The organism is Bordetella sp. MIP270_01_BMS (assembly GCF_054958705.1).
Map to the genome: position 1 here is coordinate 2,368,912 of NZ_CM143297.1, position 25,922 is coordinate 2,394,833.

The following is a 25,922-nucleotide window of genomic DNA, read 5'->3' on the forward strand; positions in this document are numbered from 1 at the left end:
CGTTCCCGCGCGCTTCATTCAGAGGTGCCGTCCGACGCGCCCGCCGGACGTTCCGTGTGCGACGGCCCCGGCCCCCGCGCGCCGCGTGGCGCGAAAACCACGCCGCTGCGGCGCCGGCGTGTGCGCGGGCGGGCGCTTGCTCAGCGGCGAGACGGCGGGTAGTCGAGTTCGCCGAAACTGACTTCGCCCGCCTGCCTGGCCGCGGCGAGTTCGGCGCGCACCTGGGCGCGCGTCTTGGTGCCGCCTGCGGGCGTGGCGGGCGGATAATCGAGTTCGCCCGAAGCCATCTGGCCGGCGGCGCGCGCCTGTTGCAGTTCCTGGCGCACCGTGGCGCGCGACTTGGCGCTGGCGGGCGTGACGGCCGCAGGCGGATAGTCGAGCTCGCCCGACGAAACCTGGCCCGCCTTCCGGGCGGCGGCAAGTTCGGCGCGCACCTGCGCTCGGGTTTTTGTATTGGAAGAAACGGACATGGCGGTCACCGTGCAAGGCCAGGTCACGAAAACGTGGCCGGCGCGCCATCATCTTACCGTGGCCACCGCCGCTGGCGCGGCCATCGGAACAGACTTTTCCATTTTGATGGAACAATTCCTGGCCTGCGATGCGATATGTTCTGAATCTGACAGATCAAACCCGCAAGCCCATGGACATCCAGCTCAATGACATCGCGCTTTTCGTCGAGGTCGCCAAGCGCAAGAACTTCAGCCATGCCGCCGAAGCCCTGAACATGCCCGCATCGACGTTGTCGCGGCGAGTCAGCGAGCTGGAACACAGCATAGGCATGACGCTGCTGAAACGCAGCACCCGGCGCATTGAACTCACCGAGGCCGGCATGCTGTACTTTGAGCGGTGCCGACCCATTGTGGAAGAAGCGCGCGTGGCACATGACCAATTGCTGGACATGGCGACCCAACCCAAGGGCCGCTTGCGTGTATCCATGCCGTCGAGCCTGGGCCAGCTGTTCCTGCCGGCCGTGATCCGCGAGTTTCGTGCGCAGCACCCGGATATCGAATGCGATTTCGACCTGAACATGCAGCACATCGACCCCATCACGAACCCATACGATGTGGTGCTGCGCTTCGGCAGGCAGCCGGACTCCAGCCTCGTGGCGCGCCAGATCGCACTGATGGAAAACCGATTATTCGCGTCGCCGGAATACTTGTCGCGTTACGGTACGCCCCGCGCGCCTGCCGACCTTGGCCACCACGAATGCCTGCGGCCCGCCATGAGCGAAGCGTATTCGTTCTGGGAATTGCATTCGGATGGGCAGACTGAACGCGTGGCCGTGTCGGGCCGGCTGGCCGCCAACAACGTGGGCATCCTGTCGCGGCTCGCGGGCCAGGGGCTGGGCATCGCGCCCCTGCCGATGAGGGTCTTCGATGCGGCCAACCACCCTATCAGTGGCAAGGGGTTGGTGCCGGTGCTGCCCGACTGGCACCTGACCCCCGTCCCGCTGTTCGCCTTGCTGCCTTCACGCACACTGCCCGCGAAGACGCGGGCATTCCTGGACTTCATTCAGCCGCGCCTGGCCGAACCGGCGTTGTGGGCGGCCAGCGCGGCGGCCTAGGTGGGCCCGCTGCTGTCGTAGCTGCACACCGTGAACAACGGCGTGCCCGTGGCGGCCACTTTGCCCGAGCCACCCAGTTCGGGCAGGTCGATGATGGCAGCGGCCTCTACAACATTGGCCCCGAGGCGCTGCAGCAACTTGATGGCCGCCAGCATGGTGCCGCCGGTTGCGATCAGGTCGTCGACCAGCAGCACGCGCTGGCCGGTGTGCACGGCATCGGTGTGCATCTCGACGGTGGAATTGCCATATTCGAGACTATAGGATTCGGCCACCGTGCTATACGGCAGTTTGCCCTCTTTGCGCACCGGCACGAAGCCCAGGTTCAATTCATAGGCCAGCACGCTGCCCACGATGAAGCCCCGCGCGTCGACGCCCGCCACCAAGTCGAGGCGCTGGCGCATGTAGCGGTACACGAACAGATCGATCAAGACCCGGAACGTGCGAGGATCCTGAAGCAACGGGGTGATATCGCGGAACGTGACCCCTGGGCGCGGCCAGTCGGGCACGGTGCGGATGGTGCGCCGGATAAGTTCGGCAGTATCGGTCTGCATGGGAACGGCCCGGTGAAGTCAAGCAAGGCGCACTATAACCGCGGCACCCCGGTTAGGCCAGCGCAGTGGCCGTCAGGCGGCCATCGCTCAGCGCGAGGCGGCGATGGACGGTGCCCGGCGGCAGCGCCGCATGCGTCACCAGCAGCACGGTGCGTCCGGATGCCGCGCGACCCAGGTCGCGGAAGAAGGCGGCCTGGGCCGCTTCGTCCAGGCCCGCCGTCGGCTCGTCCAGCACGAGCACGGGCGCGGGCGACAGCAGCGCGCGCGCCAGACACAGGCGCCGCGCCTGCCCGACCGACAATGCGGCGCCGGTTTCGCCCACCCAGGTGTCCAGGCCCTCGGGCGACCCTCGGGTGAAGTCTCCCAGCCGGGCGGCATCCAGCGCGGCCCATAGTGCCGCGTCGTCTGCTTCGGGCGCGCCGATCAACAGGTTGGTGCGCAGGGTGCCCAGGAAAACCGGGGCGTCCTGAGACAACCAGGCGACGCGCCTGTGCCATTGTTCGGCGGCCGCCCTGCGCAGGTCGACGCCACCGAAACGTATGCTGCCGGCCTGCGGCTCTTCCAGGCGCAGCAGCAGGTACAACAACGTCGATTTGCCCGCCCCGCTAGGGCCCGTGATGGCGACGCGTTCGCCGGGTTCGACGCGCAGGTCCAGCTGGTCGAGCACGGGCAGGCCAGGCAGGCCACCCGTGCCGGGGTACGCGTAGCGCACGCCGGTGAATTCAATGACGCCCTGGTCCGGCAGAGGGTCCGGGTGGGCCGGCTCGGCCCGATCCGGCCGAAGCGTCGCGATGGCGCGGATGCGCTGCGCGGCCGCTACCGACGATCCCAACCGGGCAGCCCCTCGCATCAGCGGGCCCGCCACCTCGAAAAGCCCGATGGTGGCCAGAACCAGGCCCGCGAGCCACGGCCCGGATAGGCGCCGGTCGGACAGGGCCTCAAGCCCGAACCACAGCATGGCCACGATGCCGATGCCGGACAGCACCTGCAACATCCAGAGTCCGGCTGCCGCCACCCGCACCTGCCCGCCACGCGCCTCGGCGGCCTGGGCGCAATGCTGGGCATATGCCTGGCGCACTTGCACGCCAGCGTGCCAGGCCACCAGGTCGGCGTGGCCTTCCACGGCGTCGAGCGTGGCCGCCCGCAGCCTCGCATGCCGTGCCTGGATGATGCGCCCCGGCTCGCGGCCCGCTCTTGCCAGCCATGCCGGCAGGCCCAGGCAGGCGGCCGCCATGGCTGCCGCCAGGGTCCACGCGGCCGCGGGGGCCCACTGGCCGATGACGGCCGCCAGTATCGCGGCGGCCAGGCCCGCCGTCGCAATGGGCGCCAGCACATGCAGGAATACGGTATCGAGGGCATCGACGTCGCCGGTCAGGCGCGCCACCAGATCGCCCCCGCGAAACCGGCCCAGCTGCCGCGGCGTCAAAGCCACCAGGGCGTCGAACACGCTGGCGCGCAGATCGGTGAGCAGGCGCAGGGTGGCCGCATGCCCCACCAGACGCTCGGCGTAACGTGACGCAATGCGCAGAAACGACAGCATCCGCACGAGGGCCGAGGGAACGAACAGGTTGAAGGCGGCGCCAGCGCCCGCCAGCGCCGCTGCGCTCAGGAACCAGCCCGAGACGCCCAGCAACGCCACGCCGGCCGCGACAGTCAGCAGCGCCAGCGTCAGCGCGGCCAGCAGGCCGGACAAGCGCCGGCGGTACAGAGCAAGCAGGATCCGCAGCGCCGTCATGCGGTTTCCAGTGCGCCGCCGTCCAGGCGCAAGGTGCGCGGCAGCCGAGCCGCCACCGCGGGCGCATGGGTGGCCAGCAACAGGGTCCGGCCCTGTGCGAACGCCAGTATCTCGTCCAGCACGCGGGCCTGCGTGGCGTCGTCCATATGCGCCGTGGGTTCGTCCAGCAGTATCAGGCCGGGCTCGCGCAGGAATAAACGCGCCAATGCCACGCGCCGCGCCTGCCCGCCGGACAGGCCCAGACCCCGGCTGCCCAGCCGGGTGTCAAGCCCGTCGGCAAGGGGGTGGGTGAATTCGAGGACGCAGGCCCGGCGCGCCGCCTCGCGCACCTCCGCGTCGGTGGCGCCCGGACGCCCCAGGCGTATGTTGTCGGCAATGGTGCCGGCATACAGATAAGGGCGCTGGCCCACCAGCGCCACGCGCCCTCGCAATTGCGCTTCGTCCCAGTCCGCCAGCGCCCGGCGATCCAGCTCGATGCTGCCCTCGCCCGCGCGCAGGCGGCCCAGAGTCTCGAGCAGGGTAGTCTTGCCGCTGCCGCTGGGGCCCATCAGGGCCACATGCGCGCCCGGCTCAAGCAATAGACGGGCCCGTTCGAGCACGGGCGCAGCGCGCCCTGGCGCTTTTACCGACAATTCCGCCACGCTCAGGCGGGCGCCGCGCGATTCACCCGTCGCAAGCTCGGCCATGGCGTCGACTGGCGTCTCGGCGAGGGCCAGTTCCGGCAAGCCCTCGAAGGCCGCATCGATCTCGGCCACTGCGGCCCGGGCGGCCGCACGGTCATGATAGTGGGCGGCGAATTGCCGCAGCGGTGCATAGGCCTCGGGGGCCATCAGCAGGCAGAAGAACCCGATGTGCAGAGTCAGCGGCGAGCCTCCCAGATCCAGGAAACCCAGATAGCTCAGGCCGAAGTACACGGCCATGCCGGCCACGCCCAGGGCAGCGAAGAATTCAAGCACCGCCGACGACAGGAACGCGATGCGCAGCACGGCCATCGTACGGCGCCGCACCGCATCGCTGGCCGCCGCGACGGATTGGGCCTCGGCCTCGGCGCGCCCGTACAGTTTCAGAGTCGACAGCCCGCGCAGGCGGTCGGCAAAGAAGCCGGACAGCCGGGCGAAGGCCTGGAAATGCCGCCGGCTGGCCGCCTCGGCGCCCCACCCCACCAGCGCCATGAACAGCGGGATCAGCGGCGCGGTCACCAGCAGCAGCAAGCCCGCAACGACATCAAGAGGCAACAGGGCGACTGCGAACGCCACGGGCAAGACCGCGGCCGCCACGGCCGATGGCAGGTAGCGCGAGAAAAAACCATCCAGCGCCTCGACCTGGTCGACGATGGCGCTGGCAAGCTCGCCTGACACCCTGCTTCGCGACCATGCCGGGCCGCGCGCCAGCAGCCGGTCGAACAAGGCCAGACGCAGCCGCTGCTTGATAGTTTCTGCGGCATGCGCGCCGGCGCGCTCGCTCAGCCACGCCAGCCCGGCGCGCACCAGAATGACCAGCGCGATCGCGCCGATGGCGGACGCCAGGTCGGATCGCGGTGCGCCGCCGGCGATGGCGGAATCCAGCACCGTGGCCAACAGCCACGCCTGTCCCACCAGCAATAGACCGCCCAGCAGAGGGGCACCCGCTGCCAGCGCCAGGGGCACGCGCACCACGCGCGCCTGTTCGGAGAGCCAGCGCGTATGCTGCCGCGCCGCGCGATCCCGCGGCAACGCCGTATCAGGCGACAATCCCGGCGGGCTGCTCACGCCTGATCGTCGCGCTCGAGGGGCAGGTGCTCTGCGCCTTCGCGCAGTTCGAACCACATGGCGTTGAGAATCGCGAAGGCACAAGCAAGGCTCAGGCCGAGAATCCACGAGAAGTACCACATGCTATGCAGCCTCTTAATAAGAATTGGGCGTGCCGTCGATCGACTCGCTGGTGACCTTGCCGCGCATCACGTGGTAGACCCAGGACGTATACACCGTGATGATGGGCAGGAAGAAGGCGGTGGCCAGCAGCATGATCCACAGGGTCAGCCGGCTGGATGACGCATCCCACACGGTCAGGCCGAAGCGGGGATCGATGGAGGAAGGCATCAGGAACGGAAACAGCGCCAGGCCCACCGTCAAGATGATTCCCGACACCGACAGCGCCGAAATGATGAACATCAGCCAGTCGCGGCATCGCCCCAAGAACGCCGCGACCAACAACGCGCCCGCCACGCCCATGGCTGGCGCCGCCCACGCCAGCGGCCACTTGGCAAAATTGGCCAGCCAGCCGCCGGGTTGCAGGGCCACGGTCTTGTTCACCGGGTCAGAGGGCGCCATGGTGTTGGCCACGCTGGTGATCACATGGCCGTCGATGCCGTGTGCCACCCAGAACCCCCCGGCCACGAACAGGCCCAGCGTGGCCAGCGCGGCCAGGCGGCCGAAACGGCGCGCACGCTGGGCAACGACGCCGTCAGTGCGCCACACCAACTGCACGGCGCCGTGCATGACCAGCATGGACACACTCAACAGCCCCGCCAGCAGCGCGAACGGACTGAACAACTGGTAGAAATGGCCGTGATACTGCGGCCGCAACATGTTGGCGTCGAACCCGAAGGGTACGCCGACGATCAGATTGCCCATGGCAACGCCGAACACCAGCGATGTCAGCACGCCGGAGGCGCACAGCACCTTGTCCCAGGCGCCGCGCCAGCGCGTGCCTTCCATCTTGCTGCGGTACTTGAAGCCCACGGGCCGCACGATCAGGGCCACCAGCACCAGCATCATGGCCATGTAGAAACCCGAGAAGGCCGACGCGTACAGCAATGGCCATGCCGCGAATATCGCGCCGCCTCCGGTAATGAGCCATACCTGGTTGCCTTCCCACACGGGACCGACCACGTTGATGACCACCCGGCGCTCGGCGTCGGTGTGCGCCACGACCGGCAACAAGGCAGCGATGCCCAGGTCGAAGCCATCCATGACGGCGAAACCGATCAGCAGCGCACCCAACAAGGCCCACCAGATCACCCGCAGGGTGGCCAGGTCGAACGGGATCAAGCTTTCCATTTGCGTGCTCCGTAATCAGTATGCGTCGGCCGCGGCGGCAACCGGGTCGGGCTGCGCCGGCGGCGGCGCGGGCCGGTCGGACTTGGGTCCGGCCTTGATGGCATGCAGCATCACCTTCACCCCGATGACCAGCAGCACGGTGTACAGCAGCAGGAAGATGCCCAGACTGATCATCAGGTCGGTGACCGTCAGGCCCGATACGGCGTAATACGTAGGCAGCACGCCTTCGATCACCCAGGGCTGGCGTCCGTACTCGGCTACGAACCAGCCCGCCTCGATCGCGATCCATGGCAGCGGCAGGCTCCAGAGGGCCACCTTCAGCAATGCGGGCCGGCGGTCCAGTTGCCCACGTGAGGCCAGCCAGAAGGCCACCCCGAAAAACAGGATCAGGTACATGCCCACCGCCACCATGATGCGGAAGGCCCAGAACAGTGGCGCCACGTGCGGGATAGTGTCCAGAGCGGCCTGTGCAATATCGGCATCGGTCGCCTTGCTCAGGTCGGGCTGATGGCGCTTGACCAGCAGGGCATAGCCCAACTGAGGCCAAGTGCGGTCGAGCGTCATCCGCGCCTCGGCATCGCCAGGGTTGGCGCGTATGCGCTGCATCGCCTCGTACGCAACCAGGCCCTCGCGGATGCGTACCTCGGCGCGCTTGACCAGGTCATCGATGCCCAGCAAAGGGGTCGTGAACGAGCGCGTGCCGATGATGCCCATCACCCAGGGAATTTCAATCGCGAAGTCGTTCTTGCGCGCTTCCTGGTTGGGGATGGCAAACAGATTGAAGCTGGCGGGCGCCGGTTCGGTATGCCACATGGCTTCGATGGCGGCGATTTTCATCTTCTGGTGTTCGGTGGTCAGGTAGCCGCTTTCATCGCCCAGGACCACGACCGACAGGGCCGATGCAAGGCCAAAACTGGCGGCCACGGCCATCGAGCGCTTGGCCAGGTCGATGTGGCGACGCCTCAGCAGGTACCACGCGCTGATCGACATCACGAACATTGCGCCGGCCACATATCCCGCGCTGACCGTGTGCACGAATTTCGCCTGCGCCACGGGATTGAGCACCACGGCCGCGAAGTCGGTCATTTCCATGCGCATGGTGTCGGGGTTGAACACGGCGCCCACCGGGTTCTGCATCCAGCCATTGGCGATCAGGATCCACAGTGCCGAGAAGTTGGTGCCGAACGCGACCAGCCACGTCACCATCAGGTGGCCCACCTTGGACAGGCGGTTCCATCCAAAGAAAAACAGACCGACGAACGTGGCTTCCAGGAAGAACGCCATCAGGCCTTCGAGTGCCAGCGGCGCGCCGAACACATCGCCCACATAGTGGCTGTAGTACGACCAGTTCATGCCGAACTGGAATTCCATCACCACGCCGGTGGCCACGCCCAGCGCGAAGTTGATGCCGAAAAGCGTGCCCCAGAACATGGTCATGCGGCGCCAGATGTCGCGCCCCGTCATGACGTACACGCTTTCCATGATGGCCATGATGAATGACAGGCCGAGGGTCAGCGGAACAAAAATGAAGTGATACATCGCTGTCGCGGCGAACTGGAAGCGCGACAGGTTGACGACGTCGATATCGATCATGGCTGTTTTCCTAACAACCCACGGCAAGCCGCAAAATCGCCCCGGCCCTGGCAGAGCGAGAGGCGGCCCAAAGGACACGTGTGCCCGGCAGATGCATTGGAATATTCCTTCGTGAACGCCGCGATGTCAGCCCCGGCCTCGCAGCTTGCCGGCAAAACCCAGAACCTTCTGTACCCGCGTACCCATCTTCATCAGGCCTTGCAACGTCTCGGGTGGAAGATCATGAACCTCGTCGAACCAGCCGGTGCACAACTCGATCAGTTCGAGCATTTCACGCATGCGCTGATGGGCATAGGCCTCGGATTCTCCGGCCGGCGACTCGAGCAGGTTGTCGCGCAGCAGCGTCAGCGTCGGGTCGACCTCGCGCTTGCGCTTTTCTTCCATCAGGATGCGGAAGATTTCCCATACGTCTTGCGGCGTTTCGAAGTAATCGCGCCGGTCGCCGACCTGGTGCACGAGTTTCACCAGGCGCCACGACTGCAGCTCTTTCAGCCCCATGCTCACGTTCGAGCGCGAAAAGCCCAGGGCCTCGGCAATGTCATCGGCGTTCAGGGGCTTCGGGGCCAGGAACAGCAGGGCGTAGATCTGCCCCACCGTGCGGTTCACGCCCCAGCGGCTGCCCATTTCACCGAAATGCAGGACGAAACGTTCCGTCTGAGGGTTGAGCGGCATAATTTGTCACTTAGATTTCAGGAATTTCTGAAATTATCGAATTAACCGGAATCAAATGCAAGCGACAAAAAGCCGCCCCCAGGCGGCTTTATTGGCAAAACGCAACTCAGCGAACGGCTTACCAGGGGGGATGGCGATTAACGAATCATGCAAGAACCCTGGACATCTTCCCTGTGCGGCGCGACTCAGGCCTTGACGACCACTGCAGCGGACACGCGTTTGGCCTTGAGTCGGGCGGCATCCACGTCGGGCGCCGTGGCCAGGGCAACGCCCATGCGCCGCTTGACGAACGACTCGGGCTTGCCGAACAGGCGAATATCGGTGCCCGCTTCGGATAGCGCCTGTGCCACCTGGTGGAACGACACGCCGCGCGCGTCGACCCCGCCGTAAATGACGCTGCTGGCCCCGGGTTGGCGCAGCGCCGTGTCGACCGGCAGTCCGAGCAAGGCGCGCGCGTGCAATTCGAATTCGCTCTGCACCTGGCTGATCATGGTGACCATGCCGGTGTCGTGGGGGCGCGGGCTTACCTCGGAGAACCACACCTGGTCGCCTGCCACGAACAGCTCCACGCCGAACACGCCCATGCCGCCCAGCTCGTCAGTGATGGCGCGGGCAATGTCCTGGGCGCGCTGCAGCGCCAGCGGCTGCATGGCATGAGGCTGCCAGCTTTCGACGTAGTCGCCGTCGGCCTGCACATGGCCAATGGGCGCGCAGAAATGGGTTTGGATGGACCCATCTTGCCCGCGGGCACGCACCGTCAGAAGCGTGATCTCGTAATCGAAGCGGATGAAGCCTTCGACGATGACCCGCCCGGCGCCCACCCGGCCGCCTTCCTGCGAGTAGCGCCACGCCGCAGAGATGTCGTCGGGGCTCTTGATGATCGACTGGCCCTTGCCCGACGACGACATCACAGGCTTGACCACACAGGGATAGCCGATTTGGTCGATCGTCCGTCGCAGCTCGGCCTCGGAATCGACGAATTGGTACGGCGAAACCGGCAGGCCGAGGGTCTCGGCCGCCAGCCGGCGGATGCCCTCGCGGTTCATGGTCAGCTGGGCGGCGCGGGCCGTGGGCGTGACGCGGGCCGTGCCCGCCGCCTCGATCTCGATCAGCGCCTGGGTGGCGATGGCCTCGATCTCGGGCACGATCACATCGGGGCGCTCTTGCTCGATGATGCGACGCAGCGCGTCGGCGTCGGTCATGGACACGACGTGGGCGCGATGGGCAACCTGGTGCCCCGGCGCATCCGCATAGCGGTCGACGGCCACGACCTCGACGCCCAGCCGCTGCAAGGCAATGATGACTTCCTTGCCGAGTTCGCCGGCGCCCAGCAGCATGACGCGGACGGCCGAAGCGGACAGGGGCGTGCCCAGCACGGGCGCGGAAATAGAGGACATGATGGCGGGCCTGATAGTCAGTTGAAACGGAAAATTGCGGCGCCAGCATGCCATAGGCCCCCGGCGCGGGCAACCTGCGATACTGCGATTAAAATCCGCCCATGACCGACCATCCATCCCCCATTCGCGACACGGCGCTCGATTCTGCTCGCCGCACGCTCCATATCGAGGCCCAGGCGATTGCCGACCTCTCGGCGCGCCTGGACGACAGCTTCACGCGCGTGGTCGACATGCTGCTCGCCTGCCGGGGCCGCGTGGTGGTGAGCGGTATCGGCAAGACGGGCCATATCGCACGCAAGATCGCCGCCACCTTCGCTTCTACCGGCACGCCGGCGTTCTTCGTCCATGCCGCCGAGGCCATCCACGGCGACCTGGGCATGATCACGCGCGACGACGTGCTGATCGCGGTGTCGCATTCCGGGTCGGGGCAGGAACTGCTCACCATCTTGCCGGTGGCGCGCCGCATGGGCGCCGGCCTGGTCGCCATCACGGGCAACCCGGCCTCCGAACTGGCGCGCCTGTCCGATCTGCACCTGGACACCAGCGTGGCGCAGGAGGCCTGTCCGCTGAACCTGGCCCCGACGGCCAGCACCACCGCCGCGCTGGCGCTGGGCGACGCGCTCGCCGTGGCCTGCCTGGAAGCGCGCGGCTTCGGCCCCGACGATTTCGCGCGCTCGCACCCCGGCGGCACGCTGGGGCGCCGGCTGCTCACGCACGTGCGCGACGTGATGCGGCAGGGCGCGGCGCTGCCCATCGTGGCCGAGTCCGCCCCGCTGTTCACGGCGCTCGAGGAAATGTCGGCCAAGGGCATGGGCATGACCATCGTGGTCGATACGGCAGGCCGGCCCACCGGCATCTTCACCGATGGCGACCTGCGCCGCCTGATTGAACGCCACGGCGATGTCCGCAACCTGACGGTGTCGCAGGGCATGACGCGCATGCCGCGCAGCATCGGCCCCGACGCATTGGCCGTCGACGCCGCCCGCCAGATGGACGAACAGCGCCTGAATCAAATGCTGGTCCTGAAACCCGACGGTACTCTGTTGGGTGCCCTGCACATGCACGACCTGATGGCCGCGAAAGTGGTATGACCATGACTAGTCCCCGTACTTTTCCCCACCCTGCCGAAGCACTGGTGCTGGCCCGCATCACCCCGGCGGTACGCGAACGCGCGGCCGCCGTGCGACTGATGGTGTTCGACGTCGACGGCGTCCTCACCGACGGCAGCCTGTACTACAGCGAGAGCGGCGAAATGTTCAAGCGCTTCCACGCGCTCGACGGCCACGGCCTGCGCCTGTTGCTCGAAAGCGGCCTGCGGGTGGCCCTGATCACCGGGCGATCCGGCCCCATCGTCGATCGTCGCGCGGCCGAGCTTGGCATTGCCGAAGTCATGCAAGGCGTGCGCGACAAGGGCACGGCCCTGTCGGAACTCGCACAGCGCAACGGGGTCGAACTGAATCAAACCGGCTATATGGGCGATGACATCATCGACCTGCCGGCCCTGCAGCGCGCCGGGTTCGCTGCCAGCGTGGCCAACGCGCCCGGCTACATCGCCCAGGCGGCGCACTGGGTTGCCTCGCAACCGGGCGGCGGCGGCGCCGTGCGCGAATGCTGCGACCTGCTGCTGGCCTCGCAAGGCCGGCTGGGCGCCTTCATGATGGCGCCCGGCCTGCTTGGCCCCGGCGCCATTCAATAACGCCCTCCGGCATGAAAGAACGTTTCCCCGCCCTGATCGCCCTGTCGCTGCTGATCGCCATCGTGATCGGCACGTGGTGGGCGGCCGACTACGCGCAAAGGGCCATCCCCATCGATCCGCCCCGCCGGCTGACGCACGAAATGGATTCCTGGGCGCGCGATTTCGTCATGCTGCGCACTGACGCCACCGGCAAGCCGATCAATCGCCTCGAAGGCCAGTACGCCGAACACTTCCCGGACGACGACTCCTACCACGTCACGTCTCCGCGGGCCATCGGCCAGCAAGAGAGCAACCCCATCACGGTCGCCACTTCCGACACTGCGATCATGGAACGCGGCGGCGAGCGCATCGTCATGAACGGCAATGCCCACGTGCATCGCCAGCCCGACGCCAACAACGACGCACTTGACGTACGCAGCAAACAGCTCATCATTCTGCCCGACAATGATGTGATCTACACCGATCTGCCCGCGGTGGTGCTGAAGGGCAATTCCCGCATGAGCGGCACCGGCATGCGGTACAACAACACTACCCGGCAACTCGAAGTGTCGGCCTCTACCGACGTCGAGATCGCCGGCTCCGATACCCGCACGCGCCCCACGGGCGAATCAACCCAGACTCCGCCATGACCCACATACTGATCTACCCGGCTTCGATGCGATCTTTCGCCGCCATGGCGTTGTCCGGCGTGCTGCTGCTGGGCGGCGCCGCGCACGCGCAACAGGCCCAGCCGGCCGAAGACCCCAGTACGCTGATCCTGTCCGACACGCTGCACTACGACGACATCAAGCGCCAGAGCGTCTTTACCGGCAACGTGGTGCTCACGCGCGGTCTCATGAAGCTCACGGCCGACCGGCTCGAAGCCAACGAAGACGCGGCCGGCAACCAGTTCGGCACGGCCACGGCCAACAAGGGCAACATCGTTACCATCCGCCAGGAACGGCCCGAGAACTTCGAAGTCATCGAAGGCACCGGCCTGCGTGCCGAATACAACAGCACCAAGGGCGAGTTCGACCTCATCGGGCAGGCCATCGTGACCCGGTCCATCTGCGGAAAACCGTTCGACACGATCCGTGGCGAACGTGTCCGCTATAACGAAAAAACCGGCGTCTACCAGGCCCAGGGCGGGCCGAACTCCTCGGCTCCGGGCGGGCGCGTGCGCTCGTTCGCCGCCCCGCGCGCCAAGGCCGATGCCGCCATCGCCGAATGCCGCGCCAAGAACGGCGGGGCCGCCAAGCAGGGCTGACCGCCGTTTTCCTACGCACACACATGACTCAAATATCCACGCCGTCGCCCCTGTCCTCCGCCTCAGGCGTCAAGCTGGGCAGCCTGCGCGCCACCGGCCTGCGCAAGATCTACAACGGGCGCACCGTGGTGCAGGACGTTTCACTCGAGGTCAACAGCGGCGAAGTCGTGGGCCTGCTGGGCCCCAACGGCGCCGGCAAGACCACCAGTTTCTACATGATCGTCGGCCTGGTTCCCGCCGACGCCGGACGCATTGAAATCGACGACGCCGCGATCACTTCGATGCCCATCCACAAGCGGGCGCGCATGGGGTTGTCGTACCTGCCCCAGGACGCGTCGGTGTTCCGCCGCCTCACGGTCGAGCAGAACATCCGCGCCGTGCTCGAGCTGCAACTCGATGCGCAGGGCCGCAGTCTTACCGACACGCAGATCAAAGAGCAGCTCGAGGCCCTGCTCGACGAATTGCAGATCGGCCATATACGGGGCAATACCGCCATTTCGCTGTCGGGCGGGGAACGCCGCCGCGTGGAAATCGCCCGTGCGCTGGCGACGCGTCCCCGATTCATCCTGCTCGACGAGCCCTTCGCCGGCGTCGATCCCATCGCGGTCATCGAAATCCAGCGCATTGTCCGCTTCCTGAAGGGGCGTGGCATCGGCGTGCTGATCACCGATCACAACGTGCGCGAGACCCTCGGGATCTGCGATCGCGCCTACATCATCAGCGAAGGCAAGGTGCTGACCGACGGCCAGCCCGACGAAATCGTCGGCGATCCGGCCGTGCGCCGGGTGTATCTGGGCGAACACTTCCGCATGTAACAAAGCCCTGGGGGAAACCCCAATACGGCCCTCCCCTGGGGGGCTTTTCGCGCTTGCCCGAACGCAACTTGTTTTACCGGGCAGAGTCTATACACTAGTACTGACGGCCGGCGTTTCAGGCGCCGGTACGCATCCATCCATCCCTTTTTTCAGGAGCCTTTTTCGACCAGATCCCCGCGCGAGAGCGCACCCCTTTCTCTTTACTTGAAGGAGAGCACACTATGAACCTGAGCATCTGCGGTCGTCATCTCGACGTCACCCCGGCAATCCGGGAATATGTCATGAACAAACTGGCGCGAGTGCTGCGGCATTTCGATCACGTGATCGACACCCAGGTCATGCTCTCGGTTGAGCCCCTGCGGCATAAAGCCGAAATCACCATGCGACTGCGCGGCAAGGATATCCATTGCGAAGCCGTGGATGAAAACCTTTACGCAGCCATCGATCTGCTGGCCGACAAAGTCGACCGCCAGGTCCTCAAGCACAAAGACAAGGTGCAAAGCCATACGGCCGAGTCCGTGAAGCGACAAGCTGCTGCCGCCATGCAGCAAACCCAGTAGTCCCGCGCTTCATCCACCGCTCGAGCCTTTCACGCACCCGAGCTTGAATCCAGACCGCCTTTACGGGGTCCGCACGATCCCGATGTCCCGCACTTGCAGTCACTTTCCTGCCGGGGCATCGGCAATCTCCCCCACCTGCCTCTTCCCAACGCGGCGCTGAAGCGTCTATGCTTGCCGGTTCGTACAGGCAAGCGGCCGCAGCGTTTTTGCACTGCGGCATAACATCCTATAATGAGCCGCATGAATCATCTGTCGCGCATCCTTCCCGCCGGCAATGTCGTCCTCGACATGCAAGCCACCAGCAAGAAACGCGCATTCGAGCAGGCCGGGCTGCTCTTCGAAAATCAACATGGCCTGGCCAGAACCGTTGTGTTCGACAGCCTGTTCGCCCGCGAGCGCCTGGGCTCCACGGCCCTGGGCCAGGGCGTGGCGGTGCCACACGGCCGCGTGAAAGGCCTGGCCGAACCCATGGCGGCCTTCATTCGGCTGGCACAACCGGTGCCGTTCGATGCCCCCGACGGCCAGCCCGTCACGATACTCATGTGCCTGCTGGTGCCCGAAACCGCTACCCAGCAGCACCTGGACATCCTGGCCGAACTGGCTCAGCTCATGTCGAACAAGGCGCTGCGCGAGGCGCTGGGCACCGAAACCGACCCGGCCGAAGTCCTCCGGATGCTCACCACGGGCCAACGCTGACCCTTTTTCCGATCGCCGAGCCGCTGCCATGCTTACAGTGCAGGAACTGGTCGACGACAACGCCGACAACATCCCCTTCACCTGGATCGCGGGCCAGGGCGCGGCAGAACGCGCCATCCGCGACGACGGCATGTCGGCCGCCGACCTGATCGGCCACCTGAATCTGATCCACCCTTCGCGCATACAGGTATTTGGCCAGGAAGAACTGGCCTATTACAGCCGTTTCGACCTGCGCCGCCGCGTGCACCACATGGACGAGCTGCTGATCGGCGGCGTACCGGCCATCCTGCTGGCCGACGGCCTGACCCCGCCCCAAGACCTCATCGACCAGTGCGAGCAGCACCAGGTGCCGCTGCTGTCCACGCCCGTCGCGGCGGCCCAGCTGATCGACCTGCTGCGTATTTACCTGGGCAAGAAACTCGCACCCACCACCACCGTTCACGGTGTGTTCATGGACGTCCTGGGCGTGGGCGTGCTCATCACCGGCGAATCCGGCCTGGGCAAGAGCGAGCTCGCACTTGAACTGATTTCCCGCGGCCACGGCCTGGTCGCCGATGACGCCGTCGAGTTTTCGCGCATCGCGCCCGGCATGATCGAAGGGCATTGTCCGCCGCTGCTGCAGAACATGCTTGAAGTGCGCGGCCTGGGCCTGCTCGATATCCGCACCATTTTCGGCGAAACCTCGGTACGCCGAAAAATGCGGCTCAAGCTCATCGTCCACCTGGTGCGCTCCACTGCGCAAGACAAATTCGAGCGCCTGCCCCTGCAAGACATCACGCAGGACATGCTGGGCATGCCGGTGCGCAAGGTCATGCTGCAGGTGGCGGCGGGACGCAACCTGGCCGTGTTGGTCGAAGCCGCGGTGCGCAACACCATCTTGAAGCTGCGAGGCATCGACACGCTGGGTGAATTCATGGAACGCCAGGCGATGGCGATCTTGCAAAGCAGCAAGTAGGCGCCGCGCCCCCGCCCGCCTCATGGCAGCCACTCGTTACCAGGCCCTGGCCGACGATATTGCGCGCGCCATCCGCGAAGGTCTGCTGCGGGCAGGCGACAAACTGCCCTCGGTACGCGAAACCTGCGCCACCCGCGGCGTCAGCCCCTCTACCGTATTCCAGGCGTATTACCTGCTCGAAGCCCGCGGCCTGGTCCAGGCGCGGCCCCGCTCGGGCTATTACGTTCGGGCCTTGCCCCACAGCCGCCCGCCCGAGCCCGACACCTCGCAGCCGCACGGGGGTTCGACTTCGCTGGCCATCAGCGAACGTATCTTCGACATCCTGGGCTCGGTACGGGACCGCAAGGTCGTACCGCTGGGCTCCGCCTTTCCCGCACCGTCGCTGTTTCCCTTGGAACGCCTGGGCCAGTCCATGGCCACCTACGTGCGCCATCTCGATCCGCACGACACGGTGGAAGGCCTGTCGCCAGGCTACCCTCAGCTGCGCAGGCAGATCGCCCTGCGCTACCGCGCCGCAGGGGTTCCGGTCACGCCCGACGACATCGTCGTCACCACCGGCGCGCTCGAGGCGCTGAACCTCTGCCTGCAGGTCACGACGCGGCCGGGCGACGCGGTCATCGTGGAATCGCCCACCTTCTACGGGGCGCTGCAAGCACTGGAGCAGCGCGGCCTGCAGGCCGTCGAAGTGCCCACCCACCCGCGGCGGGGCATCGACCTGAATGCCCTGGAATCCGCCATTGCGCGGCACTCGCCCAAAGCCTGCTGGCTGATGACCCAATTCCAGAACCCCTTGGGCAGCCTGATGTCACAGGACGACAAGCGCGACCTCGTGGCCCTGCTCGCGCGGCACCAGATTCCGCTCATTGAAGACGACGTCTATGCCGAACTCTACTTCGGCGATACCCGCCCCTTGCCCGCCAAGGCATACGACGCGCAGGGGCTGGTACTGCACTGCAGTTCGTTCTCGAAATGCCTGGCTCCGGGCTATAGAATCGGCTGGGCCACGGCCGGGCGGTATTCACGCGCAGTGCATCGGCTGAAGCTGGCCACCACGCTGTCGGCCTCCGGGCCGGCCCAGGGAGCTCTGGCGCAATATCTCGAGCGGGGCGGCTATGACCGCCACCTGCGCGGCCTGCGGGGCACCCTGGCCGCCCAGCAAGAGCGCATGCTGGACGCCGTGGCGCGCTATTTTCCCGCGGGCACGCGGGTCACGCGGCCACAGGGGGGGTTCTTCGTGTGGGTCGAAATGCCGCGGCATGCCGATGCACTGGATCTGCATCGCCGCGCGCTGGCACAGGGCATCAGCGTCGCGCCCGGCCCCATCTTCTCGGCAAGCGGGCTGTTCGGTCATGCGCTGCGCCTGAACTACGGGCACCCCTGGGATGAACGCATGGAAGACGCGATGCGCGAGCTGGGTGCGCTCGCCGGCCGCCTTGGCGGCCGGCAGGCCCGCTAGTTGCGCGTGGTGGCGTCGCGCACGCGCTTGACGTCGAACGGTGTCACGGCGCCCGCCTCATTGCCCCAGCTGTTGCGTATGTAGGAGACCAGGGCCGCGATATCGCCGTCGGCCAGCATGGGCCCGAATGGCGGCATGCCGTGGGGCCGCGGATTGGCAGCCGTCGCGGGCGCATACCCTCCATTGACCACCATGCGAATGGCATTGACAGACGACGGGGCCGTGACGGTGGGGTTGCCGGCCAGCGCCGGCCAGGCGGTACCACTGCCCTGCCCCTGGTCCTGGTGGCAGGCCGCGCAATGCTGCTGATACAAGCGGCCGCCATGATCCATCAGCGCGGCGCTGGGAGCCGCCACGCGAGCCGTACTTGCCGCAGGCGCGGGCAGCGACTTCAGATAGGCGCCAATGGCCAGCGCATCGGCGTCGGTCAGGTATTGCGAACTGCCCAGCACGACCTCGGCCATGGGGCCGCTGGCAGTGGAATGCCGCGCCATGCCGGTCTGCAGCAGTTGCGCAATGTCCTGGGCGCTCCAGCGGCCCAGGCCGGTGGCCTCGTCATTGTGGAGCGGCGGCGCGTACCAATCCAGCCCGCCGATCACGCCCCCGGACAGGCCATCGCTGGCACGCGTGGCCCCCAGACTGTTGCGCGGCGCGTGACAGGCGGCGCAATGGCCCAGGCCTTCCACCAGATAGCGTCCGCGGTTCCAGGGCACGTCTTCGCCAGGATCGGATTCCAGCACCCCAGGGCGGAAATACAGCGCGCGCCAGAAGGCAAGCAGTCCGCGCTGGTCATACGGGAACGCCAGATCGTGGGGCCGGCTGGCCTGCTCTACCGGCTCGACCGTCTGCAGATAGGCAAACAATGCGTCGGAATCCGCCCGCGACATGCGCGTGTATTCGGTGTACGGGAATGCCGGATACAGCAGTTCGCCGTCTTTGGATTTGCCCTGATGCAACGCGCGCCAGAAGTCGTCGGCCGTCCAGCCGCCAATGCCGGTGCTCGCATGGGGCGTGATGTTCGGCCCATACAGCGTGCCGAACGGAGTGGGTATGGGAGTGCCGCCGGCATAGGGCTTGCCGCCTTGCGCGGTATGGCAGGCCATGCAGTTGCCCAGCCGGGCCAGGTACCGGCCTTGTTCGATCTGGCGTCCGGCCTCGGCGGGCCCGGCCGTCGGGCCCGTGGAGGTGTCTTCGCGCGTGCCCATCCAGTAGAGGACGGCCATCACCGCCAGGCCGGCCAGCAGTATGGCCAGCAAAGAATATTTGATGATGCGTTTCATGCCGGTCTTCTAGTGTTTCGACTGACTGCCGCATTCCGCGGCCAGCGGCGCCGACCCGGCCGGATCAGGCACGTAGGGCTCGACCACGGGCTGCGCGGCCAGCCAGGCGGACAGGGCTCCGATATCTTGCGGCGTGAGCTTGTTCGCCACGTCTGCCATGCAGTCCGGTTCGGCGGCACGCCGCAGTCCGTTCTTCCAGCTGCCGATCTGCGCGCCGATATAGTCGCGCGGCAGGCCCAGCAGGCCCGGAATGGCGGGCGCCAGGCCGTTCAGCGCCGCGCCATGGCAGGCGGCACAGGCCGGCAGGCCGCGCGCGGCATCGCCCTGCATGGCCAGCGCGCGGCCGAGTTGCAGCATATCCGCCGTGCCCGAAGGGCGGGCCGGGGCGGGGTACGGCACGTGCTGATCGGCAAAATAGGCCGCCATCTCGCGCAGGTAGTCGTCGGGCAGCCCCACCAGCAGGTGCGTCATGGGCCGATACTGACGCAGGCCATCGCGAAAATTCAGCAGCTGGTGGTACAGGTAATCGGCAGGCTTGCCGGCCAGGCGCGGATAGTACCCATCGGCGCCTGCCTTGCCTTGGGCGCCATGGCAGGCCGTACAGGCCGCCACACGCGCCTGCATCGTACCGGGCTGCAGCGCGGGCTCATCCTGCGCCCATCCCGGCGCGAGCGGAGCCGCCAGCGTACAGGCCGCGGCGGCCATGGCGGCAAGGGTGCGGCGCCAGGACCCATTCGGATAACAGGGGGAAAAAACGGACATCAGTCAGCAATTACGTGGGCAATTGGGAGGCCCGAAGGCCCCGGCAACCCCAGAGTACGCCAGCGCGGCCTGGGGGTATAGGATCAGTCTTACAGTTTACGGCCATATCAGATGGCAAACCGCCGGCAACCCGTCGGCAAAATCATGCAACAATCAAAGCCATGCTAAGTGTTGTCCTCATCACCGGAATATCCGGCTCAGGTAAGTCGGTGGCGCTGCGCATGCTCGAAGATGCCAGCTATACCTGCATTGACAACCTGCCCGTGCGCTTCCTTACCGAATTTGTCGCGGGCGCACGCGACGATGGCCTCGAAAGGGTTGCCATTGCCATTGACGTCCGCTCGCCCGGCGAGCTGGCGGAACTGCCCGGCGTCATCACCGCCATGCGGGCCATGGGCACCTCGCTGCGCGTCATCTTTCTCGACGCCAATACGCACACGCTGGCGCAGCGCTATTCCGAGTCCCGCCGCCGCCACCCCCTGACCGACCGCCTGACACGCGGCGGGCAGGCTCCGTCGCTGCTAGACTGCATTTCGCTCGAGCGCGACCTGCTGGCGCCGCTGCGCGAACAAGAACACGTCATCGATACGTCCGACCTGACCCCCGGGCAGTTGCGGGCCTGGATTCGCGACCTGGTGCAGGCCGACCGGCCGCCGCTGGTGCTGACCTTCGAGTCATTCGCGTACAAGCGCGGGGTGCCCAGCGATGCCGACCTGGTGTTCGACGTGCGCTGCCTGCCCAACCCGTATTACGACCGCAACCTGCGTCCCCTGACCGGCCGCGACGAGCCGGTGGCCGCGTGGCTGGCCAGCTTCGAGATCGTGACCCGCATGATCGACGACATCGCCGGATACCTCCAGCGCTGGCTGCCGCAATATACGCAGGACACGCGCAACTATCTCACCGTGGCCATTGGTTGCACGGGCGGGCAGCATCGCTCGGTCTACGTGGTGGAACAGCTCGCCCAGCGCTTTGCCGACCACGACCCATTGCTGGTGCGGCACCGCACGCAGTTGCCCGAGGACTCGCCATGAAGCCTTGTCGCGTCTTCCTGGCGCCGATACTGGTGGGCCTGGCAGTGGTCATTGCAGGCTGTTCGTCCTCGGGCACTCGAAAGGCTGGCGGCTACTACCAGGACGACGGACCGGGCGCCCATCCGCCGTCCGACCTGGACAACATCCCGGACGCCGTCCCGCGCCTCGAGCCACTGGCCAGCGGCGCAAACCGGCCGTACTCGGTATTTGGCAAGCGCTACGTGCCGGTGGCCGATGAAGACCACGCATACAAGCAGCGCGGCCTCGCCTCGTGGTACGGCAAGAAATTCCATGGCAAGCGCACTTCGATCGGCGAAGTCTATGACATGTATGCCATGACCGCGGCCCATCCCACGATGCCCTTGCCCAGCTACGCGCGCGTCACCAGTTCCATCAATGGCCGAACGGTCGTCGTGCGGGTCAACGACCGCGGCCCGTTCCACAGCGACCGCATCATGGACCTTTCCTATGCTGCCGCCCATAAGCTGGGAATCATCGGGCCCGGCAGTGGCGAAGTGCTGGTGGAACGAATCATGCCGGCCGAGATCCGCCTGGCGCAGGCTCAGGGCCACGGGGCGCAGACCACGGCCCAGGCGGCATCGCTGGCCGCCGTGAGCGCCGCCCCCCTGTCCGCCACGGAAATAACGGTCACCGAGCTTGCCCCGGTGCCGGCCGCGCCCGCAGCCACCGCCGCAGACGGCGTATACCTGCAGATCGGCGCATTCAGCCAGCCGGCCAACGCCCACAGCCTGATGCAGCGGGTCAACACCCAGTTGGATGCCGGCGCCGGCACGCCGCCCGCGATAGTGCAGCGGGCCGGCGGCCTGTACCGGGTACGCATCGGCCCCTACGGCGATCGCGATACCGCGCTGGGCGCGGCGCGACAGGTCGCCGACCGCACCGGCATATTGCCCAGCCTGGCCACCTACTGAACCGCGCGGCGGTCTGCGGCGGCCCGGGCTACCACGGCAGTACGGCCTGGCCGCCGGACACGCGGCGCGTGCGGGCGCCTTGGCCGAGATAACGATGTCCTTCGTGCGCCAGCAGGAACTGCTTGCGCGCCAACCCACCGCCAAAGCCCGTCAGGGACGTATCGCGGCCGACCACGCGATGGCAGGGTATGAAAATAGAAATGGGGTTGCGTCCGATCGCCTGGGCGGCCGCGCGCACCGCCTGGGGCCTGCCGATGGACAAGGCCAGGTCGCCGTAGCTGCAGGTGGCGCCAAACGGCAATTCGAGCAGCGCCCGCCACACCGCCTGCTGGAATGAAGTGCCTTGCGGATCGAGCGCCACCTGGAAGCACTGTTGCCGGCCGGCGAACCATTCGGCCAGTTCGTGGCGCCCCTGCCGCAGCACCGGGTGGGTGGGCGCCAGGCGCCAGGCGGCCGAGGGCGGGGGAATATCCCATTGGTCGAGAAACCAGGCGCCACGCAGCGCCGTGTCGCTGGCGGCCAGGCGCATGCCGCCCAGCGGCGTATCGATATCCACGTAGGCCATTATCTGGCCGGCGCCCATAGGCTTCACGAGCTTTCCTTGCGAGCCAGCGCCATGGCGTAGAGGGCGTCGCGGGGTTGCCCGGTAACCTTGGCGGCCACCCGCGCGGCGTCTCGCACCGACAGGGTTTCAAGCAGCGCATCGAGCAGCACGCCAGTGGCCGGATCATCGGGCCCGGTGTCATCAACAGCCTCGGCGGCGTGCACGATCAGGACGAATTCGCCCTGGGCCCGATGCGAATCGGCGGACAGCCACGACGCCGCATCGGACAAGGGCAGGGTCGCGATCTGCTCGAACCGCTTGGTCAGCTCGCGCGCGATCGTCAGGTTTCGGTCGGGGCCGCACACCTCGAGGAGATCTGTCAGGCAGCCCGCCAGGCGGTGCGGCGACTCGAAAAACACGACCGGCGCGCGCAAATCGCACCATGATCGCAACCATCGCTGGCGCGCCACCGACTTGGCCGGCGCGAACCCGGCGAAAGCATAGGCGGGGTTTTCATCAGAGGTGACGCCGCTGCCCATCAGGGCGGTAATGACTGCGCTCGGCCCGGGCACCGGCACCACGGCGAAGCCTGCGTCCCGCACCGCGCGCACGACCCGCGCACCCGGATCGCTGACGGCGGGAGCACCGGCGTCGGACACCAGCGCCACGCGCTGGCCTCGTGCCAGCCGCTGGCAGATGTCCTGGGCGGCCGCCGCTTCGTTATGGCGGTGCGCCGCCATCAGCGGGGTGGAGATGCCCCAGGCTTCGAGCAGACTGCGGCTGGACCGCGTGTCTTCCGCGGCGATCACATCGGCGCGCGACAACGCCTGCCAGGCGCGCAGGCCCAGGTCGCCCAGGTTGCCGATGGGCGTGGCCACCACGTACAGCGCAGACTCGGGCCAATGCTGGCCGGCCACGCGCTCGGCCATTCGGTTCCATGCATCGCCGGCAAGGGCGGGCGGGACATTCAGATTCATAGTGAGCTGGCGGCCAGGCGGCAAATTGTGCCAGTGTAGCCGCCCACGCCTTCGAAGATCACCCCATGTCCGACCCCTTTTCGGAAATTGCCTATGCGCGCGCGCGACAGGCCCAGCAGCGCCTGCTGCGGCGCCGCCGCGCCGCGGCCCGGCGCGCCGTCCGCACATCCGCGCCGGCGGCCGACGCACCCCGCGCTTCCCCCACTCAGCGCCACGGCCACGCGCGCGAAACCCAGGCGCTGCAGATGCTGGCGGCGGCCGGACTGATCCCCCTGGCGCGCAACGTGCATTGCAAGGCCGGTGAGGTGGACCTCGTCATGCGTGACGCGGACGCCCTGGTGTTTGTCGAGGTGCGCGCGCGGAGCAGCCCGCGCTACGGTGGCGCGGCGGCCAGTGTCGGACCGGCCAAGCGCGCCCGCCTGGGCCGTTGCGCCGCGCTGCTCCTGCCCGAATTGGCGCAGCGCCACTGGGGCGGCCTCACGCCTGCCGTACGCTTCGATGTGGTGGCTTTCGAGGCCGGCGTGGCCCGCTGGATCCCGGCCGCCTTCACCCTGTAGGCCGCCGGCACCATGAGATAATGCGCGCCATGGATATGACCTCTCGCATGACGTCGCATTTTCGCGATGCCATGGCCGCCTGCGAACAAAGCATGCACGCCCTGTCGGCCCCCTTGGCCACGGCAGTCGACGTGGTGTTCGCGGCCCTGGCCAACAATGGCAAGATTCTGGCGTGCGGCAACGGCGGATCGGCCGCCGACGCCCAGCATTTCATCGCCGAACTGGTGGGCCGGTTCGAGCGAGAACGGCTGCCCCTCGCGGGTATCGCCCTCAACACCGACACGGCCATCCTCAGCGCGGTTGGCAACGACTACGGTTTCGAAGAGATCTACGAACGGCAGGTCAGCGCGCTGGGCCAGCCGGGCGACGTGCTGGTGGCCATTTCCACCAGCGGCAATTCCGCCAACGTCATCCGGGCCATGCAGGCCGCGCACGAACGCGAAATGTCCGTCATTGCGCTCACCGGCAAGGGCGGCGGGGTGATCAGTGAACTATTGACCGCCCATGACGTCCATTTATGTGTACCCAACGACCGCACCATGCGCATCCAGGAAGTCCACGGCCTGATGCTGCATGCCCTGTGCGACGGTATTGATGCTCTACTCCTAGGAGACCCCGAATGATGCCCGACGCCAAGACGGTGGCCCGCCCACTGCTGCTGGCCGCCCTGCTCGGCACCACGGCCCTGACCCTGTCGGCGTGCGCGCCGCTGGTCGTCGGAGGCGCCGCCGCCACGACCGCCGTTGTCATTACCGACCGACGCACGTCGGGCGCGCAGCTCGAAGACCAGAACATCGCCTTCAAGGCCGAATACCAGATCCGCCAAAGGCTGGGCGACGCGGCCCGCGTGAACGCCGTGTCGTACAACGGGGTGGTGCTGCTGACCGGCGACGTGCCGTCGGACGCCGCCAAGGCGCAGGCCACATCGATCGCGCAGGGCGTCGAACACGTCAAATCGGTGGTCAACCAGTTGAACGTGGGTCCGGCGGCCTCGTTCGGCACGCGGTCCAACGACACCTGGCTGACTTCCAAGGTCAAGACCGCGCTGCTCAACACCAAGTACGTGCCGTCGGCCACCATCGTGGTCACCACCGACCGCAGCGTGGTATACCTGATGGGCATGGTCACCGAAGCCGAGGGCAACTATGCCGCGACGGCCGCCTCTGAGGTGGGCGGCGTGGCCAAGGTAGTCAAGCTGTTCCAGACCATCAGCCGCGAAGAAGCGCTACGGCTCTCGGGCGCCACCGCCGAACCCGCCACGGTGCAGTCGACCGGCGGCTCCGCCCAGCCGCAGGCCGCGCCCATCGAGTCCGGCGCAGGCGGCCAGGTCGACGGCGTACAAGTCATGCCCATCAAATAATGAAACAATGAAAAAGCTCATTCTTTCCCTGGCCGTCCTGGTGGCGGTCGGCATCGGCGCCTGGTTCGTCTGGCGCCCCGCCGCGCCGGCCCCCGACGTGGCCTTCACCACCATCGAAGGCAAGACCTTCAGCATGCACGACCTGCGCGGCAAGGTCGTGTTGGTGAAGTTCTGGGCCACCAGCTGCGTCACCTGCGTCAAACAGATGCCGGGCAACATCGAAACCTACGCAGAGTACGCGCCCAAAGGCTACGAGACGGTCGCCGTCGCCATGAACTACGACCCGCCCAATTACGTGCTCAATTTCGCGGAAACCCGCAAGCTGCCCTTTCCCGTGGCGCTCGACGTCAACGGCGACATCGCTCGCGCATTCGGCGACGTGAGGCTCACGCCCACGGCGTTCCTGATCGACAAGCAAGGCCGCATCGTCAAGCGCTACCTGGGCGAATACGACTACGCCGAGTTCCACGCCGCCATCGAAAAGGCCCTGGCGGCGGGCTAG

General features: G+C 66.9%; 29 protein-coding genes. 16 read left to right on the top strand and 13 right to left on the bottom strand.

Translation table 11 applies throughout. The annotated features are described in order from the left end of the window. Nucleotides 1–140: 140 nt before the first annotated feature. Nucleotides 141–497 carry a DUF4148 domain-containing protein gene (locus ACV17W_RS11030; protein ID WP_462592380.1) on the bottom strand — a complete coding sequence of 119 codons (357 nt, stop codon included), beginning with the start codon at nt 495–497 and terminating at the stop codon, nt 141–143. A gap of 143 nt (nt 498–640) precedes the next feature. On the opposite strand from ACV17W_RS11030, the gene ACV17W_RS11035 reads away from it, so the two are divergent. After that, on the top strand, nt 641–1,564 hold the full coding sequence (locus tag ACV17W_RS11035) for a LysR family transcriptional regulator (RefSeq protein WP_462592381.1): 924 nt from the start codon (nt 641–643) through the stop codon (nt 1,562–1,564). Here ACV17W_RS11035 and ACV17W_RS11040 read toward each other — a convergent pair. The 8 genes from ACV17W_RS11040 to purT all read right to left on the bottom strand — a co-directional run bounded on the left by ACV17W_RS11040 (nt 1,561) and on the right by purT (nt 10,550). Further along, nucleotides 1,561–2,115, bottom strand: a complete 555-nt coding sequence (locus ACV17W_RS11040; protein ID WP_462592382.1) for an adenine phosphoribosyltransferase — start codon at nt 2,113–2,115, stop codon at nt 1,561–1,563. The two genes, ACV17W_RS11035 and ACV17W_RS11040, sit on opposite strands and share 4 nt — an antisense overlap. Nucleotides 2,116–2,167: 52 nt before the next feature. Then, a complete protein-coding gene (gene cydC / locus ACV17W_RS11045; RefSeq protein ID WP_462592383.1) occupies nt 2,168–3,850 on the bottom strand; it encodes a thiol reductant ABC exporter subunit CydC in 1,683 nt (560 codons plus the stop codon). Continuing rightward, entirely contained in the window at nt 3,847–5,598 is a 1,752-nt protein-coding gene (cydD, locus tag ACV17W_RS11050) for a thiol reductant ABC exporter subunit CydD (RefSeq protein ID WP_462592384.1), read from the bottom strand. Before cydD ends, cydC begins: the two co-directional genes overlap by 4 nt. Next, entirely contained in the window at nt 5,595–5,720 is a 126-nt protein-coding gene (gene cydX / locus ACV17W_RS11055) for a cytochrome bd-I oxidase subunit CydX (RefSeq protein WP_462592385.1), read from the bottom strand. The genes cydD and cydX overlap by 4 nt, the downstream gene beginning before the upstream one ends. Before the next feature lie 13 nt (nt 5,721–5,733). After that, nucleotides 5,734–6,888 carry a cytochrome d ubiquinol oxidase subunit II gene (gene cydB / locus ACV17W_RS11060; RefSeq protein WP_462592386.1) on the bottom strand — a complete coding sequence of 385 codons (1,155 nt, stop codon included), beginning with the start codon at nt 6,886–6,888 and terminating at the stop codon, nt 5,734–5,736. A gap of 15 nt (nt 6,889–6,903) precedes the next feature. Continuing rightward, a complete protein-coding gene (locus tag ACV17W_RS11065) occupies nt 6,904–8,481 on the bottom strand; it encodes a cytochrome ubiquinol oxidase subunit I (protein ID WP_462592387.1) in 1,578 nt (525 codons plus the stop codon). A 126-nt stretch (nt 8,482–8,607) separates the two neighbouring features. After that, complete coding sequence (locus ACV17W_RS11070) at nt 8,608–9,153, bottom strand: GbsR/MarR family transcriptional regulator (protein ID WP_462592388.1); 546 nt, start codon at nt 9,151–9,153, stop codon at nt 8,608–8,610. Nucleotides 9,154–9,338: 185 nt separating this feature from the next. Further along, the gene (gene purT, locus ACV17W_RS11075; RefSeq protein WP_462592389.1) at nt 9,339–10,550 is read right to left on the bottom strand and encodes a formate-dependent phosphoribosylglycinamide formyltransferase; all 1,212 of its coding nucleotides are present in this window, start codon (nt 10,548–10,550) and stop codon (nt 9,339–9,341) included. Nucleotides 10,551–10,651: 101 nt separating this feature from the next. Between purT and ACV17W_RS11080 the strand changes: the two genes are divergently transcribed. The 9 genes from ACV17W_RS11080 (at nt 10,652) to ACV17W_RS11120 (ending at nt 17,974) form a co-directional block, all read left to right on the top strand. Further along, entirely contained in the window at nt 10,652–11,641 is a 990-nt protein-coding gene (locus ACV17W_RS11080) for a KpsF/GutQ family sugar-phosphate isomerase (RefSeq protein ID WP_462592390.1), read from the top strand. Next, a complete protein-coding gene (locus ACV17W_RS11085) occupies nt 11,638–12,246 on the top strand; it encodes a KdsC family phosphatase (protein WP_462592391.1) in 609 nt (202 codons plus the stop codon). The genes ACV17W_RS11080 and ACV17W_RS11085 overlap by 4 nt, the downstream gene beginning before the upstream one ends. An 11-nt stretch (nt 12,247–12,257) precedes the next feature. Beyond that, on the top strand, nt 12,258–12,875 hold the full coding sequence (lptC, locus tag ACV17W_RS11090; protein ID WP_462592392.1) for an LPS export ABC transporter periplasmic protein LptC: 618 nt from the start codon (nt 12,258–12,260) through the stop codon (nt 12,873–12,875). Then, nucleotides 12,872–13,492, top strand: coding sequence for a lipopolysaccharide transport periplasmic protein LptA (lptA, locus tag ACV17W_RS11095; protein ID WP_462592393.1), 621 nt, complete (start codon nt 12,872–12,874; stop codon nt 13,490–13,492). The genes lptC and lptA overlap by 4 nt, the downstream gene beginning before the upstream one ends. A gap of 23 nt (nt 13,493–13,515) precedes the next feature. Next, a complete protein-coding gene (gene lptB, locus ACV17W_RS11100; RefSeq protein WP_462592394.1) occupies nt 13,516–14,307 on the top strand; it encodes an LPS export ABC transporter ATP-binding protein in 792 nt (263 codons plus the stop codon). 221 nt (nt 14,308–14,528) lie between these two features. Beyond that, nucleotides 14,529–14,867: a ribosome hibernation-promoting factor, HPF/YfiA family gene (gene hpf, locus ACV17W_RS11105; protein WP_462592395.1), complete on the top strand. Its 339-nt coding sequence runs from the start codon at nt 14,529–14,531 to the stop codon at nt 14,865–14,867. A gap of 240 nt (nt 14,868–15,107) precedes the next feature. Beyond that, a complete protein-coding gene (locus tag ACV17W_RS11110; RefSeq protein WP_462592396.1) occupies nt 15,108–15,563 on the top strand; it encodes a PTS sugar transporter subunit IIA in 456 nt (151 codons plus the stop codon). A 28-nt stretch (nt 15,564–15,591) separates the two neighbouring features. Further along, the gene (hprK, locus tag ACV17W_RS11115; protein WP_462592397.1) at nt 15,592–16,518 is read left to right on the top strand and encodes an HPr(Ser) kinase/phosphatase; all 927 of its coding nucleotides are present in this window, start codon (nt 15,592–15,594) and stop codon (nt 16,516–16,518) included. A gap of 22 nt (nt 16,519–16,540) precedes the next feature. Then, entirely contained in the window at nt 16,541–17,974 is a 1,434-nt protein-coding gene (locus tag ACV17W_RS11120) for an aminotransferase-like domain-containing protein (protein ID WP_462592398.1), read from the top strand. Here the strand turns inward: ACV17W_RS11120 and ACV17W_RS11125 are convergent. Both ACV17W_RS11125 and ACV17W_RS11130 read right to left on the bottom strand, forming a co-directional pair. Next, complete coding sequence (locus tag ACV17W_RS11125; protein WP_462592399.1) at nt 17,971–19,254, bottom strand: c-type cytochrome; 1,284 nt, start codon at nt 19,252–19,254, stop codon at nt 17,971–17,973. The two genes, ACV17W_RS11120 and ACV17W_RS11125, sit on opposite strands and share 4 nt — an antisense overlap. Before the next feature lie 9 nt (nt 19,255–19,263). Further along, entirely contained in the window at nt 19,264–20,016 is a 753-nt protein-coding gene (locus tag ACV17W_RS11130) for a c-type cytochrome (protein ID WP_462592400.1), read from the bottom strand. 161 nt (nt 20,017–20,177) lie between these two features. On the opposite strand from ACV17W_RS11130, the gene rapZ reads away from it, so the two are divergent. Both rapZ and ACV17W_RS11140 read left to right on the top strand, forming a co-directional pair. After that, nucleotides 20,178–21,050: an RNase adapter RapZ gene (gene rapZ / locus ACV17W_RS11135; RefSeq protein ID WP_462592401.1), complete on the top strand. Its 873-nt coding sequence runs from the start codon at nt 20,178–20,180 to the stop codon at nt 21,048–21,050. Then, nucleotides 21,047–21,982, top strand: a complete 936-nt coding sequence (locus ACV17W_RS11140; RefSeq protein ID WP_462592402.1) for a septal ring lytic transglycosylase RlpA family protein — start codon at nt 21,047–21,049, stop codon at nt 21,980–21,982. Before rapZ ends, ACV17W_RS11140 begins: the two co-directional genes overlap by 4 nt. Before the next feature lie 28 nt (nt 21,983–22,010). On the opposite strand, the gene ACV17W_RS11145 is transcribed toward ACV17W_RS11140, so the two are convergent. Both ACV17W_RS11145 and rsmI read right to left on the bottom strand, forming a co-directional pair. Next, complete coding sequence (locus ACV17W_RS11145; protein WP_462596524.1) at nt 22,011–22,565, bottom strand: methylated-DNA--[protein]-cysteine S-methyltransferase; 555 nt, start codon at nt 22,563–22,565, stop codon at nt 22,011–22,013. 5 nt (nt 22,566–22,570) lie between these two features. Then, on the bottom strand, nt 22,571–23,503 hold the full coding sequence (gene rsmI / locus ACV17W_RS11150) for a 16S rRNA (cytidine(1402)-2'-O)-methyltransferase (protein ID WP_462592403.1): 933 nt from the start codon (nt 23,501–23,503) through the stop codon (nt 22,571–22,573). 65 nt (nt 23,504–23,568) lie between these two features. Here rsmI and ACV17W_RS11155 point away from each other — a divergent pair, with 65 nt between their 5' ends. From ACV17W_RS11155 to ACV17W_RS11170, 4 genes are read left to right on the top strand one after another with little or no spacing between them, the layout of a single operon-like run. Beyond that, the gene (locus tag ACV17W_RS11155) at nt 23,569–24,060 is read left to right on the top strand and encodes a YraN family protein (RefSeq protein WP_462592404.1); all 492 of its coding nucleotides are present in this window, start codon (nt 23,569–23,571) and stop codon (nt 24,058–24,060) included. Between the two features lie 29 nt (nt 24,061–24,089). After that, nucleotides 24,090–24,683: a phosphoheptose isomerase gene (locus ACV17W_RS11160; protein WP_462592405.1), complete on the top strand. Its 594-nt coding sequence runs from the start codon at nt 24,090–24,092 to the stop codon at nt 24,681–24,683. After that, nucleotides 24,680–25,420 carry a BON domain-containing protein gene (locus ACV17W_RS11165; protein ID WP_462592406.1) on the top strand — a complete coding sequence of 247 codons (741 nt, stop codon included), beginning with the start codon at nt 24,680–24,682 and terminating at the stop codon, nt 25,418–25,420. The genes ACV17W_RS11160 and ACV17W_RS11165 overlap by 4 nt, the downstream gene beginning before the upstream one ends. Before the next feature lie 7 nt (nt 25,421–25,427). Beyond that, on the top strand, nt 25,428–25,922 hold the full coding sequence (locus tag ACV17W_RS11170; RefSeq protein WP_462592407.1) for a peroxiredoxin family protein: 495 nt from the start codon (nt 25,428–25,430) through the stop codon (nt 25,920–25,922).